The sequence below is a fragment of the Pseudomonas huaxiensis genome (assembly GCF_003231275.1).
Lineage (GTDB): Bacteria > Pseudomonadota > Gammaproteobacteria > Pseudomonadales > Pseudomonadaceae > Aquipseudomonas > Aquipseudomonas huaxiensis.
The window spans coordinates 1-13,899 of the sequence record NZ_QKVL01000026.1; the positions used below are offsets into that span (position 1 = coordinate 1).

Consider the following 13,899-nt stretch of genomic DNA (forward strand, 5'->3'; position numbering starts at 1 on the left):
TTACAACCCGTAAACGTCGAGCGCGACCCCGGCCGTTCCTCTGCTGTTTTCGCCTTGCCTGACCTTCGTCTCAAGGCTTTTCATACAGATCCTAATACATCAGTTATGCAGCACCTCGCATTAAAGCATGCGAGGCGCTACCGATAGACTTTACATTTCATTGATGGCGCATGATGAAATCAGAGAAGATTAAATTTATTTAAAACTTCTCTAATTTCGATTTTCAGACCATTTTCGTCTACTTCGCCTTCAGTTCGATCGGCGTCTGGATTGAAACAGTCTGCCAAAATAAATATCGTCGACGCACACTCAGATACGCCAGGAGCATCATCCTTCAAGATATTGGCATTACGCTCGCGACGCCAAGAAGCAATATACGTATCAGAAAAGGCCTGCGCGCTTAGCCCTTCATTCAAAAAGCTTTTAGCAAGCTCTATTAAATTCATACTCATTGCAGGACTCCTTTTTCTATGTAATTCTTAAACTGTGGCGAGGTCGGATCAAGCTGCCATGCCGACAAAAACTGACCTTCCCTGCTTATTATAACAACATTGTTAGTTTTTAAGTTATAAAAAACTCTAGAGCCTATGCTCCTGATATACGTCCCACCCTCAATAGTATCTATATCTGCCAAATGCGCCTCTATCGCATCTCTAAATTTTGTCAACGTCTGCTGATTTTTTTGACTGTCTGCGACCCCAAAATCTTCAGCATGTTTATATTTTTTATCAAGTTGCTTGCGAGTGTACTTTCCAGAATCCAGGGGCTCGCTGAAGACTACATAAATGGGTGGCAAACCCGAATCTGCTGGATAAACGTAAATCGCATCCTGAATACTTAGTTGGTCTACCGCAGGTAAGGGTACAGCTTTTACTTCAATAGGCGTTAACGTGATACCCGTATACACAGGCGTTGGCACTGGTTGTGCCGGGCTCGACGTTGAACTATTGCCCGTCACAGCAATCGGAAAGGTCAGCGTTGTAGGCCATGCGTCTGAAGCCACATATACATAGGCATTGGCGACGGAATCGAACGACAATACCCTCACCGGCACTTGAGAAGGCAACCCACCTAGGGCCTGCGTTGCTATTACTGAATACTTTAAGTTATCACCATAAATCCGATAAGGCATACTTACGGTGCCATGAGCGATAGCAATGTCGTGTAGATTGTCGGGCAAATCCGGCGCCAAACTTTTGGCCGGCAAATTTAGCATTGTTGAGGGCCGCTCTCCGTTGCCTAGAGATGCAGAGTAAGCCAGAAGGCCAATACCTACGGCTGAAGCGGAGCCAAGGACCGTTCCTAGCACGGCTTTCACTCCCTGGATAGCAGCCTGAATCATAGCCTCCAACGTAATGTTGGACCCAGCAGAAATAGCGATGGAGCCAGCAACTGTGCTTAGCTGGGTAGCACCTGCTCCAGCGAGCTTAAACGTATGATCAACCCTTCCAACGTCACTTTGCACCTTGAATAAAGATTGTGACCTCTCGGTCAGGTAACTGATTTCGCTTGTCAGATACTTTGCTACGTAAGCAGAATCATATGATGTGGCCCAATCGTCATAACCATCATCCTTAATATCTCTAGTCAACCGCTGCATAAAGGCACGATTAAGCTCAGAATCAGTTTTATTGAGCGGGTCACTGCCAAAAAAGGAGTTTGCTCGCTGCTGCATTTCTTTTAGCTGGCGAGCTTTGGACCGAATCAATGAATCGACTCGATTTCTTTCATTTGTTATTTTTTCGTAAGGCGTTAAAAATTCGCTTGGCGATGTGTTTTCTCGTAGAGACCTCAACTCAATCTCTATTTGAGTCGTGACCTCTGAGTTTTTTGAAGTAAAATTAAACTCGATGATCGCCTTCAATTTTTTACTTAACTCGACTAATGAGCGAGAGACTTTCTGTCTATAGAAAGCTGGCTCACCGCCCAACTGATCTAGCTCGTTAAGAATACGTTGAAGATCTCCTGCCTGATACCCCCTGGTATTATCAATAGCTGGCCCAAAAGATGGAGGCGTCCATGGTATCCCACGATTTACAATTATATTTTTTTCTACCGGTTCAAAAGCCATAAAAGTCCTTTTAATTTTAAAAGCAATTTGCTAACAAGACATCCAGACATTTTCTGGATGAGGGCCTAGCGTTTTGATCTAACCTGCCCTTCAGTTCTTAGGGAGCAAAGACAAAACGCATAAAAACTGTACATGCAAACAGTATTTATGCATAGGAGAATATGCACAAATGCATATTTACTTACAAAGTGCTCTACCTTTCATTGGTCTTGATGCGAATTTAGGCAAATCCGTCCCTTCTGTCTGGGTCACGAAATGCTGAAGATTTCGGGCACTGGATGGCGGGGGTAGGGTTACGGGAGAGTGGATTCTGAATAGCCTATCTGTCATCGCCATGGAGCAGCTCGCAGGATTGCTGCGTCTGTCGTGGGACAACAATTTCCAGTCCTGCGAAACAGCGGAAAACGACAGCGGAATGAGCGAATTGCTCTGGTCCAACCAACATGTCCTTGAGATGTCACAGGCGCTGGTGGACTCATTGCGGGCGGGCGTGGCGAGGCAGCAGGCTGCGCGCTGAATCGGCTGGGGCCTTGGGGGTCAGGACCAGGTTATGAGGGTTTTGAGCGTCAGGGCCTTTTCTGGGTATCTGCCTTGTAGTGGCCGCCAGGTGCTCGCCTGAATGTCTTTAGCGGCCTTGAGATCGAGCGCCGCCCGCGCGGCGCATCGCGACGGTTCGGCGCCCCGACAAGCTCGCTCCCACATTTGTTGCAACGCGCCATGGCCTGTGGGATTGGTGTTTCCAGCCTTGGTGCATGGCTAGAGAGTGCGGGGCGGCTGAAGCGCCAACCCCTGAATCGAGTCGAACAAACAAGGCGGTCAACCATGGCCTGACAGACATAGGCGCGTTGCAACAAATGTGGGAGCCGGCGTTGCCGGCGATGCGCCGCGCGGGCGGCGCTCGATCTTGAGAGCGCTGAAAAACTATCGGCTAGCACCTGGCCGCCATTACCCGATCCCCTGCCTAGCGCCCTCATGGCCTTCAAGCGCCAAAAAACGCCCCATCAATCACGGCAAATACATCCTGAACAACCCACCCCCAAGCGCCCCGCCGTTGGCAATTTCGATCCGGCCCTGCACGCCATTACGCTCATGCAGCGCGGCGATGCGGGCGGCGAAGTACAGGCCGAGGCCAGTGCTCGCGGTGCTGTGTTCGATGCCCTGCACGTACTGGTCCTGCTGCTCGATCATCTTCGCGGGGAAGCCGGTGCCGTCGTCGTTGATGCTGATGACCAGCATCTCGCCCTCTTCCCGCACGGTCACCAGCAAGGCGTGACCGGCATAGCGCGTGGCGTTGTTGATGATGTTGGACACCACCGACCCCACCAGTTCCCGGTCAAAGAACCCCAGCGGCGCGGCTTGATCAATCTCGAAGCGGGCAACGATGTCGCGACTGACGAGAATGCCCTCGTAGCCAGCGAGCAACCCGCCGATAAAGTCATCGAGGTCGTGGTAATCGGGGAGCATCGGCAACTGGTTGATGCCCAGTTTGTACAGGCCAAGCAACTGCACGAGCATGCCGTTGAGGTGGGCGAACTCATGTTCGATCACCACCTGTTCCGGCGCGTGATGCTGTTGGTCCTGCAGACGTGCCTGCCACTGGCTATGGGCCTGCATGAGCATGGCGAGGGAGTTCTTCATGTCGTGCACGGTGGAGGCGATCACCGTGGAAAAATCCAGCCCCGATTGCTTAGACATCATGTCCCCACGGCGCGGATGCGCAGTTTGCGGTAGCGCTCATAGCGCGGATCGGTATCGGGAATGCCGGCCACCTTGGCCAGGCAATCACGACATTCCTGCAGCACCGCCGCCGCCGGTTGCTCACCGCCAAGACGCAGCAGCGCCTGGGCGGTGTTGAGGGCGATGCTGATGTTCTTCGGTTGCAGTTTCAGCGCCTTGCGGAACAGCTCCAGGGCTTCGTTCATCTGCCCGGCCTGGTAGCTGCGCACGCCTTGGCGGTTGAGGTCGACCGCTTCGTTGCCGGCACCAAGGATGGCCGGGTCGTCGGTGAGCTTGGCGATGTTTTTCATCACCGCGTTGTCGTCGCCGTAGACCTCGACGCAGTTTTTCAGGATCGATTTGCCGGCGTCTTCCTGGCCCAGTTGCTTGAGCTGCGCGGCCACGGCGAGGGCGGCTTCGGCGGAGAAGAACTGGTCCATGGTGTCGAGGCGGGCCATGGCGGCCTCGGTGAGTTTGGCGGCGGTCTCGGCGTCGCCGGCCTGCTGCAGGCCGGTGGCCTTGATCAGGCGGGCACGCACTTGCAGACCCTGGTCTTCGCCGTATTCCTTGGCAACATCGCCGAGCACCTGGTTGATCTCGACCCGGGTGCGGGCATCAAGGCCGTTGCCGGCGTTCTTGTTGATCAGCGCCTGGGCCAGGCCAAGGTTGCTTTCCGGGTCTTTGAAGCGCGAGTTCTGACCCTGGCTGACCGCCTGGCGATACGCCCGCGAGGCGCCGTCGAAGTCGGCGTTGCCCAGGGCCAGTTTGCCCAGCAGCATCTGCCGCTTCACTGCCAGTGGCGACAGCCGCACCGCGTCTTCCAGCACGTGCTGGGCGCGACGGTTGTCGCCGCTGGCAGTGAGCACTTCGGCGAGGCCGTCGTACAGGCCGGGCATCATCGAGAAGCTTTTGATCGCCTGCTCGTAGACGTCCTGGGCCTGGGCGATCTGGCCGCGCTTGAACATCAGTTTGCCCAGCGCCGCGTAGGCCCAGGGCGTCGGTCGGTTTGCCAAAATAGCCTTGAGGAAGCGCTCCAGTTCTTCATGGCGATTCAGCGCGGCCATGGCGTCGGCGCGGTAACGCAGGCACAGCGGGGCGAAACGCGGGTCCTGGCGGCAGAGCTGCTCGCAGGCCACCAGCACTTCGGCCGGGCGGCCACGGTCCAGCGCCTGGAGAATCGGCTTGAGCAGGGTCTTGCGCTGTACCAGTTTGTCCAGCCGCTGGGTCAGGCCGAGCCGGTTGAAGGGTTTGGTCAGGTAGGCGTCGGGTTCGTATTCGAGGGCGCTGAGCACCACCGCCTGGCTGCTCTCGGCGGTGATCATGACGAAGATCGATTCGTGGCTGATCAGTTTGTCCAGCATCAGGTCTTCGAGCACTTGCTGGCCGTTCTTCTTGCCGTCGCCCATGTGGAAGTCGTGCAGGACGAAGTCGTAGCGCTTCTGCGCGCACATGCGGATGGCGGTTTCACCGCTTTCGGCGGTGTCGACGTCCTTGATGCCCATTTCGCGCAGCATCGATCGCAACGACGTCCGGAAATCGGTGAAGTCGTCGACGATCAGAAAACTCTTTTGGCTGTAAACCAGCATCCACAAAACCTGTCATTGAAATAATTGAGACGCCCGCACACGCAAGGACAGGCCCGGCTTCGCCGCAAGGGACGGACCGGCACGATCACCCGCCACCCTCGCTACGCTATCGGCAGCGCGCAACCATTGCTTGAGCCGGGGAAACACGCGGTTGCGCTGATCGCGCCAGACGGTAAAACGAAGGGAGTCGGAACGACGATAGCCAAGTGCCATTATCGCCGTCCGACGTGTGCCTTACAACGCGCATGCGTCACAGACGAGAGCTGTCTCTCAATTGGCAGGGGTTGCGACGACCGCGGCGCTGCGTTGTCGGCTGTAGCTCAGCACCCAGTGGGCGACCAGGCCGAAGATCAAGCCCCAGAACGCCGCAGCCAGGCCGAGAAAGCTCATGCCCGAGGCGGTCACCAGAAAGGTGATCAGCGCCGCTTCACGCTGCTTTTCATCGGCCATGGCGCCCGCCAGCCCCGTCATGATCGCGCCAAACAGCGCCAGCCCGGCCAGGGCGGCGATCAGCTCTTTGGGCAAGGCGGAAAATACCGAGGCCAGGGTTGCGCCGAAGGTACCCATGAGGATGTAGAACACCCCGCAGGCGATCCCCGCGATGTAGCGCTTGCTCGGCTGTTCGTGGGCTTCGCGGCCGGTGCAGATGGCCGCGGTGATCGCCGCCAGGTTGAAGCCGTGGGAGCCGAACGGCGCCAGCAGTACCGAGCCGATGGCGGTCACCGCAAGGATCGGCCGCGCCGGAGTGGTGTAGCCGGCGCTGCGCATCACCGCCATGCCGGGCACGTACTGCCCGGTGAGGCTGACCAATGCCAGCGGCAGACCGATGTTGATGATCGCGTGCCAGCTCCATTGCGGCGTGATGAAGGCCGGTTCAGCCAAGGCCAGGGTCAGCGCCGAGCCGTTCAACTGGCCGAGCAGGCCGGCCACCACGCAACCGACGATCAGCACCGAGAGAATCGCGTAGCGCGGCGACAGGCGCTTGAACACCAGGTAACTGGCAAACATCGACAGCACCAGCCACGGCTGCACCTTGATCGAGGTGAACAGCTCGGCGCCAAAGCGGAACAGGATGCCGGCCAGCATCGCCGCGGCAATGGCCTTGGGCAGGCGGCTCATCAGTTTGTCGAAGGCTCCGCTCAAGCCGACCAAGGCAATGATCAGCGCAGCGACGATATACGCCCCCACCGCTTCGGCCAGCGACACCTGCGGCAGCATCGACACCAGCAACGCTGCGCCGGGCGTTGACCAGGCGGTGATCACCGGCGCACGCAGGCGCCAGCTCAGCAACAGGCCGGTGATACCGCTGCCGATGGAGATCGCCCAGATCCACGACGACACCTCGGCGGGCGACAACTGCGCCTCGCGGGCAGCCTGGAAAACGATGATCAGCGGGCCGGCGTAGGAAATGATCACAGCGATCAACCCGGCGACAATCGCCGACAGCGAACAGTCTTTTCTCAGCGTTTCCATACAGTCTCCAGTGAAGGGCGGGGAGCAAATTGATTCGACTCATTTCAAATCTAGTCGATTCAATTGAATCAATTCAATAGACTCAATTAAACATTTTGAAGTATCTTCTCCCCTAACCCTGTCGCAGGCAGCGCTGTATTGATCGCCCCATCGGGCCGATTGCTGCGATGTGATAGGCTCGACGCCATTGTTTTCATCGGTAGCAATGTCCATGTGGGTCCCCCTGCTCAACGCCTTCAACCAGCCCGTTTACCTGTCGATTGCCGACGCCCTGGCGCGGGATATCGCCAGCGGCCTGCTCAGCCCCGGCGAGCGCCTGCCGACCTTGCGCGAGCTGGCGCAGGCGCTGCAGGTCACGCCGGGCACGGTCAGTCGCGCCTACAGCGAGGCGCAGCGGCGCGGGTTGTTGCAGGGTGAAGTCGGCCGCGGCACCTACGTCCTCGCCACGCCTGCCGCCGAGATCAGCCCGGCGCCAGCCGTCGCGGCTGTGCCGTTGCAGGGCAGCAGCCAAGTGCTCGACCTGTCCATCATCAAGCCCGCCAGCGACACCGCTACGTCGTGGTTGCGCAGCGCGCTGGTGGAACTGGCCAACAGCACCGACTTCGCCCAGACCCTCGACTACGCCCCCGACGGCGGCCACCCCGCGCACCGCGAAGCCGGCGCGCAATGGCTGCGTCACTCGCTGCCGGACGCCGTGTGGCAACAGGTGGTGATCACCGCCGGCGCCCAGCACGGACTGCTGGTGGCGATCAGCGCGCTGACTGAATGCAACGACCTGATCCTCTGCGAATCGCTGTGCTACCCAGGGATCATCTCCCTGGCCCACAGCCTGCAACGGCGCCTGCGCGGCGTGGAGATGGATGAGCAAGGCATCATTCCCGCGTCACTGCGCGAGCTGTGCCAGCGCGAGCGGCCGACCATGCTGGTGTGTGTCGCCACCTGCCAGAACCCCACCACCGCCACCATGTCGCACCAGCGGCGGGCAGAAATTGCGGCGATTGCCGAAGAGTTCGACTTCCTGATCCTGGACGACGACATCTACGGTTTCCTCGCCAGCGACACCACGCTGCGGCCGCTGGCCAGCTATGCGCCGGAGCGGTCGGTGTACCTCACCAGCTTGTCCAAGTCGGTGCTGCCGGCGCTGCGCATCGGCTACCTGTACAGCCCGCCGCGGTTGCTGTCGCGGCTGACGGCGATGGTCCGCAGCAGCGTCTGGATGCCCTCGCCACTGACTGCGCAACTGGCGAGCAACATCCTGGCGGAGGGGCTGGAATTGAAACTGGTGCGGCTCCAGCGCGAAGAAGCGGCACGCCGCCAGGCGCTGGCGCGCGAGTTGCTGCCGGGATTGCGGATCAGGGCCGAGGCCCACAGCTATCACCTCTGGCTGGAGTTGCCGGAGCCGTGGAGCGCGGACGAATTCACCACCCTGGCGCGGGCGCAGGGGGTGAAGGTGCTTAGCGGATCGCAGTTCCAGCCCGAGCGCAACGGCGAGACGCGCGGCGTGCGAGTGGTGCTGATGTCACCGACCCGCGAGGATGAATTGAGGTTTGCACTGACCCAGTTGGCGAGCCTGGCGGGGGCTTCGGATCCGCGGCGGTTTTACTGAGCGAGTTCGGTTTGAACAAAGGGCTGCCAGATCCGGCCCCATCGCTGTGTGGATATCTACACATCTCGGAATTGTGTGACGGCCACGAGTTGCCTGTCAGAGGATCTGGTCATGGCCACCAAGTGCTAGGCGATAGTTCTTCAACACTCTCAAGATCGAGCGCCGCCCGCGCGGCGCATCGCGAGCAAGCTCGCTCCTACATAGGTTGCAACGTGCCGTGGTCTGTGAGAGTTGGGTTGCCCACTCTTGGCGTTTGACGATGAATCGCGGGGTGGCTTGTTGAAGTCCACTCGATACCGCGTTGTACAAACAAGGCTGCCAACCATGGCCTGACAGACATAGGTACGTTGCAACCGATGTAGGAGCGAGCTTGCTCGCGATGCGCCGCGCGGGCGGCGCTCGATCTTGAGATCGCTAGAAAACTCCCGACATGCGTCCAGTGGACATTACTCGGTTTTTTGACAACCGCCTTTCAACCACCACATGGCCGAAAGATGTGTAGATACCCATGCCCATCGCTGGCATGAGCGCCACTACTTACCGCACAAACACCTGCGCCGTAGTAATCGCCATATCCCCCCCAGGCAACTGGATCTTGCCCTTCGGCTCCAGACTGTCGGCATCAAAAATAGCGATGTCGTTGTAAGTGCCCGCAAGGTAGATCCGCGTCCCCGCCTTGTTCATCGAGACGCAGTAATACGAGTGATCCAGCGTCGCGGCCTTGATCAGCTTTTTCTCCTTGATGTCGTACTTGGCCAGGCGATTGAGCACGCCGTAAACCACATTCGGGTCGGTCGGCGAGCGCATGCCGCTGAAGTAGATTTCGGTCAGCGGGCCGAAGTCGACGGTCTGGCTCTTGCCGGTAGCCAGGTCGATGTTGAAGAAGCCATAAACGTACTCGGCCGTCGCCGGGTCCTGCTTCTCGTCCTTGAATTTCGACGCGGTGTAGAGCAGCGAGAAATCATGCCGGTAGGTCTGCTGATTCCACACGTAGAGCACGTCCGGGGCGCTGTAGTTGGGGCGTTTCCAGTTGCGGCTAGGGACGATGACGTCGAATTTTCCCGTCTTCACATCGACCTTGTAGATGTCCGGCCCGGCCACGTACAGGCTGCCGTCGTCAGCGCCCTGCATGATGGTCAGTTGCCGCGGTGCCGGGAAGCTGCGCAGCGGCTTGGCGTCGAGCCCGCCATCGGTGCCGTACACGTCGAGCCGCGGCGCCTGCACTTCGTAGTGGTCACTGAACATCTTGGTCGGGTTGGCGACGGTGTAGATTTCCTTGCCGTCCTGGCTGATGGTGAAGGAGAACATCGAACGCGCCTTCTCGCCCGGCAACTGGGTGATGCTGGCGTGGAACACCTGTTTGCAACTGTCCAGCTCAACGCCGTAGATGTCGGCGTAGTGGTTGTTCAGCACGTAGGCGGTGCGTTTGTCCGGCGACATCTGCACCGAGCCCGGTCCGAAGGCGTCGGGCATCTGGCAGGTCTTGTAGAGCTTTTCGCTGGCTAGGTCGATGACGTGCAGGTTGTTCGGGTAGTTGGTGGTGACCATGTATTCGTGGCCGGCATTGAGCGCCTTGCCTTCGTCGGCGGCCATCGCCGAACCGGCGCCGAGCACCACCAGGGCGGCCAGGCCGCGGGTTGCAATCTGAAGCATGCGGATATCCCTCTTCTTGTCTGCCTGGGGGCTCATTTGTCGTCCGGGAACACGGTCCCGAGGTTGCGCCAGTTGTCACCGGAGGCCTGGGCATCCTTGTTCCAGTCGGGGTAGGTGCTCATCATGTCCGGCACCTGCGCGGGCCACCAGCATGGGTCGGAGCAACCGTACAGGTCCGATTCCATCGGCTGGCACAGCGACGAGACACCACCGAAGGCGTCGATTTCCCAGCCAGGGTCAGTGGTCGAGGCGCAGCCGGCGACCGAGTTCATCGCCAGCACTTCTTCGATGCGGTTTTCCTCGGCAGCCTGTTCCAGCTTCAGTGCTTTGTTGTTGATCGGCTTGAGATGCTTCATGTCAGTGGACCTTGCGCGCAGTGATGTAGCGGCTGATGAAGGCCGGGTTCTCGGCCATGATCCGGCTGTAGACTTCGATGCCGAAGTCCACCCAGTCACGCATCAGTTCGCAATAGTGGTAGGTCGGGTGGGCCGGATCGCCGTAGCGGGCGTAGCTCTCGTGGTAGCAGCCGCCGGAGCACAGGTTGCGGATGCGGCAGGTGTCGCAACCGGTGTTGGTGCGGTCCAGGCGCTGCGAGAGGAACTCGTTGAGTTCGACCTGCTTCACGCCGCTGTGCACGTTGCCGAAGGTCGGCAGGCTGGAGCCGGTGAAGCGGTGGCAGAGGTTCAACTCGCCCTTGTGGTCCACCGCCAGCATCTTCAGGCCGGCACCACACGGCAGCGCTTTCTTGTGGCCTTCGTGGATGTCGGTGAGCAACTGGTGCAAGTTGGAGAAACCGATGTTGCGGTGCTCCAGCGCCGCCTCCAGGTACTTGCGGCCGAGGGCCTTCATGTTGGCGAAGACGTCGATCAGTTCCTCGCCCGAGAGGTTGTAGTCGCTGATGTCGCCCGAGGTCACCGGGGCGAAACCGACTTCGGCAAAACCCATCTCGTTGAACAGGTGGTTCCAGATGGTCTCGATATCGGTCACGCCCTTGGTCAGGGTGACCCGCGCGCCCACCGGGCGGCTGTCGTAGCGCGACAGCAGCATGTCGGCCTTGCGCCGCACCACGTCATAGGTGCCCTGCCCGCCCACGGTGATGCGGTTGCGGTCGTGCACGGTCTTCGGCCCGTCGATACTCACCGACAACCCGAAGCGGTGGGCATTGAGGTAGTCGACGATCTCTTCGGTGAGCAAGGTGGCGTTGGTGGTCATGACGAAGTCCACCCGCTTGCCCACCTCGCTGAAACGCCGCTCGCAGTAATCGACCATGTACTCGATCAGCTTGCGGTTGCTCAGCGGCTCGCCGCCGAAGAACACCACGGTGTAGAACGGCTCGTCGGGCGACTCCTTGAGCAGCATTTCCACCGAGGCCACTGCGGTCTCGACCTCCATGCGCTTGCCGGCCGACGGCTTGTCCAGGTCTTCCTTGTAGCAGTAGGTGCAGCTCAGGTTGCAGCCGGTGTTGACGTTGAGCACCACGGTATTGAGCGCGGTGCGCTCGACTTTTTTCAGCGCCGTTTCCGGGCTCAGCGGCGAGCCGTCGCTGACCAGTTCCAGCGCGATCAGCTCGCGCAGGGTCTCGTTGACTTCGACGCCATCGAAACGCGCCGCCAGGCGTTGCACCAGAGCATCGCTGGAGCAGCTTTCGTGGCGCAGTGCGTCGATGATTTCCCCGGTCAGGGCATCGCTGGCGAACAGCGAGCTACTGGGGATGTGGAACAGCATGCGGGCGTCATCGACCCGCACTTCATGCAAATTGCGTTCTACCAGATTCAGAATCGCGCCCATCGCAACCTCCTAGAGCATTCGGATGTGGCCAGGTCAAACCGCCGTGTCACGGGATGGGCGGGTTGTTCCAGCGCTGGATGGTCACGATCAGTTGACCTTCACCGGTACGCGCCTTGCCGGCGTCGTCCACGGCGGCAATGACCTTGAGGTTGCCGGCGTTGTTGGTGGACATCTTGCGCGCCGGGTTCGGGCCGGCATCGCCGGGGGTGAACACGCCGCTGTCGGCCTGCATGATGCCGGCGAACTTGACGTCCTCGTCCTCGCGGGCACGCTCGTCGAACGGCTCGACTTTCCATTGCGCCGGGAGCACGCCAATGCGGTAGGCCTTGCCATCGGCGCCCTGGCCCCAGGCCTCGGCATCGAAACGGCCCTGCACCTTCGGCGTGGAACCGCCGTTGTCACCGACCCGCGCCACGGAGAACGCCGGGACCACTTTCACCTCGGCAATCTCGCGGTACACCGCCAGTTGCGGACCGCCGAGCTTGCCGACGCTGACCGCCTGCAAGCCCTGCGGTGCATCCGCGGCGGCCTTGACCTTGACCCGCACGCGCTGCGGCGTGTTCTCCAGCACGTCGAGCACTTGCACGCCCTTGCCGAACGACGGCGTGCCGCTCAGGCCGCTGCCGACCAGGGTCAGCTCGGCTTCGCTGCCGGCCTTCACATAACCCGGCTGCACCGCCAACAGACGCGGCGATCCTTGCTGCGCGGCAACAAAGTCCAGGCCGCGTTCATCGTGGGCTTTTTCGAACATGCGGCCGGTGAGCTGGCCGTTATTGGCGGCGAGCACCTGCCGCATGCTCACACCATCCACGTCCACGGTGCCGCGCCATTCATAGCCGCTGTAGAGCATCGCCGTGCCCTGGCCCTTGAACGGCGTGCCGTCGGCGTACTGGCCGTCGAGGCTGACCTTGAAGCGGTCACCGGCTTCGGGGCTGACGGTCATCACACCGTTGAGTTCGCCCTTGCCCGGCAGGTGGCCGCTGAAGCTCCAGGTCCCAGCCAGGGTCGCGGCCTTGGGCATCGACTTCTGCCAGTCGCTCCAGGCCTTGCTGTCGAACGGGTACTTCTGCGCCAGCAGCGGCACCATGTCCTTCTTCGCCAGCTCGAACCAGTCGCGATCACGGGACAGCGCCTGGTATTCCAGCGACGGCCACTGGCCAAGGTGGAAGTTGACCAGGTGCTCCCACTCCTTGGCCGGACGCCGCTGCAGGGCGATCCGTGCGCCGGAGTGGCAGCGGGCGCACATTTGCTGGGTGGGTTCACCGATCTGCTCGACGGTGTTCAGGCGACGTTCGAGGGCGTAGCGCACGCCGTCGGTTTCGCTGGGCGCCAGGCCCTGGGTGTCGGCGAGGTACTTGACCAGCGTGCGGCGGTCTTCGTCGCTGATCTGCAACTGGTGCATGGTCTGCATGCGGCCGATGGTCATCAGCCAGCCTTCCGGGGTTTTGCGTTGGTGGCTGATGCGGCTCAAGGCGTTGTCACCTTCGGGCAGGTGACAGCCCTGGCAGGTTTCCTTGAGGATCGCCTGGGCTTCGCGGGCCTGACTGACCTGGGGCTGCAAGGCAAGGCTGACGGCCACTGCCAGCATCCCTCCAGCGCTGGCGAACCTGAGTGTTCTCTTCATCGATGACTGACCTCCACGGGGGTTCTTCTTATTGTTCGTACACTTCTTATAGGTCTCTTCCGTCGGCCGTACAGCGGCAGAGCACGGACCGAAGAGCCGCTTGCAAGGGTCGATACATATTGTGTGCCAAGAGCCCGAAGCGCTGTATTCCGGGCTCGACGGGCCATATGACACGGGCCTCGCGGCTTGATTCGCGACACTTGAGACAACGTGAGACGGCTGTCGCAGGCCGCTGAGAACGTCTCATCGCCTGTCGCAATTTGCGACGACCGGTGTGCGACACCCGGCCGGCGCGGCAACGTTTCACCCCTTGGATTCACAGCCCTGCAAGGCGACACCCGGCACTTGGCACAGCGGTTGCGATCCGCCTCGGCATCTACTC

Annotated in this window: 12 protein-coding genes; 2 read left to right on the plus strand and 10 right to left on the minus strand. The window is 60.1% G+C overall.

Features of this window, described 5'->3' with window-relative positions:
- Window positions 1-179: 179 nt before the first annotated feature.
- Together DM374_RS22460 and DM374_RS33800 are read right to left on the minus strand one after the other, a co-directional pair.
- Window positions 180-452, minus strand: a complete 273-nt coding sequence (locus DM374_RS22460; RefSeq protein WP_110971866.1) for a colicin immunity domain-containing protein — start codon at window positions 450-452, stop codon at window positions 180-182.
- A complete protein-coding gene (locus DM374_RS33800; RefSeq protein ID WP_225422562.1) occupies window positions 449-2,071 on the minus strand; it encodes an S-type pyocin domain-containing protein in 1,623 nt (540 codons plus the stop codon). Before DM374_RS33800 ends, DM374_RS22460 begins: the two co-directional genes overlap by 4 nt.
- A 334-nt stretch (window positions 2,072-2,405) precedes the next feature.
- Between DM374_RS33800 and DM374_RS22470 the strand changes: the two genes are divergently transcribed.
- The gene (locus DM374_RS22470) at window positions 2,406-2,588 is read left to right on the plus strand and encodes a hypothetical protein (protein WP_110971868.1); all 183 of its coding nucleotides are present in this window, start codon (window positions 2,406-2,408) and stop codon (window positions 2,586-2,588) included.
- A gap of 488 nt (window positions 2,589-3,076) precedes the next feature.
- On the opposite strand, the gene DM374_RS22475 is transcribed toward DM374_RS22470, so the two are convergent.
- From DM374_RS22475 to DM374_RS33245, 4 genes are all read right to left on the minus strand, one after another.
- Window positions 3,077-3,769 (minus strand): sensor histidine kinase, encoded by a 693-nt coding sequence (locus DM374_RS22475; protein ID WP_110971869.1) that lies wholly within the window; start codon window positions 3,767-3,769, stop codon window positions 3,077-3,079.
- Window positions 3,766-5,373, minus strand: a complete 1,608-nt coding sequence (locus tag DM374_RS22480) for a tetratricopeptide repeat-containing response regulator (RefSeq protein ID WP_110971870.1) — start codon at window positions 5,371-5,373, stop codon at window positions 3,766-3,768. Before DM374_RS22480 ends, DM374_RS22475 begins: the two co-directional genes overlap by 4 nt.
- 270 nt (window positions 5,374-5,643) lie before the next feature.
- A complete protein-coding gene (locus DM374_RS22485; RefSeq protein WP_110971871.1) occupies window positions 5,644-6,846 on the minus strand; it encodes a benzoate/H(+) symporter BenE family transporter in 1,203 nt (400 codons plus the stop codon).
- Between the two features lie 39 nt (window positions 6,847-6,885).
- Window positions 6,886-7,059 (minus strand): hypothetical protein, encoded by a 174-nt coding sequence (locus tag DM374_RS33245; protein ID WP_157969735.1) that lies wholly within the window; start codon window positions 7,057-7,059, stop codon window positions 6,886-6,888.
- On the opposite strand from DM374_RS33245, the gene DM374_RS22490 reads away from it, so the two are divergent.
- Window positions 7,058-8,452 (plus strand): aminotransferase-like domain-containing protein, encoded by a 1,395-nt coding sequence (locus DM374_RS22490; protein WP_110971872.1) that lies wholly within the window; start codon window positions 7,058-7,060, stop codon window positions 8,450-8,452. The genes DM374_RS33245 and DM374_RS22490 overlap by 2 nt on opposite strands.
- A 537-nt stretch (window positions 8,453-8,989) precedes the next feature.
- On the opposite strand, the gene peaD is transcribed toward DM374_RS22490, so the two are convergent.
- Genes peaD through peaA form a run of 4 tightly spaced genes read right to left on the minus strand, consistent with a single transcriptional unit; the run spans window position 8,990 to window position 13,517 of the window.
- Entirely contained in the window at window positions 8,990-10,105 is a 1,116-nt protein-coding gene (gene peaD, locus DM374_RS22495) for a quinohemoprotein amine dehydrogenase subunit beta (protein WP_110971873.1), read from the minus strand.
- Window positions 10,106-10,137: 32 nt separating this feature from the next.
- Window positions 10,138-10,461 carry a quinohemoprotein amine dehydrogenase subunit gamma gene (gene qhpC, locus DM374_RS22500; protein ID WP_095158602.1) on the minus strand — a complete coding sequence of 108 codons (324 nt, stop codon included), beginning with the start codon at window positions 10,459-10,461 and terminating at the stop codon, window positions 10,138-10,140.
- Window position 10,462: 1 nt separating this feature from the next.
- Window positions 10,463-11,893, minus strand: coding sequence for a quinohemoprotein amine dehydrogenase maturation protein (gene peaB, locus DM374_RS22505; RefSeq protein ID WP_110971874.1), 1,431 nt, complete (start codon window positions 11,891-11,893; stop codon window positions 10,463-10,465).
- A gap of 46 nt (window positions 11,894-11,939) precedes the next feature.
- Window positions 11,940-13,517, minus strand: a complete 1,578-nt coding sequence (peaA, locus tag DM374_RS22510) for a quinohemoprotein amine dehydrogenase subunit alpha (RefSeq protein ID WP_110971875.1) — start codon at window positions 13,515-13,517, stop codon at window positions 11,940-11,942.
- Window positions 13,518-13,899: the final 382 nt, after the last annotated feature.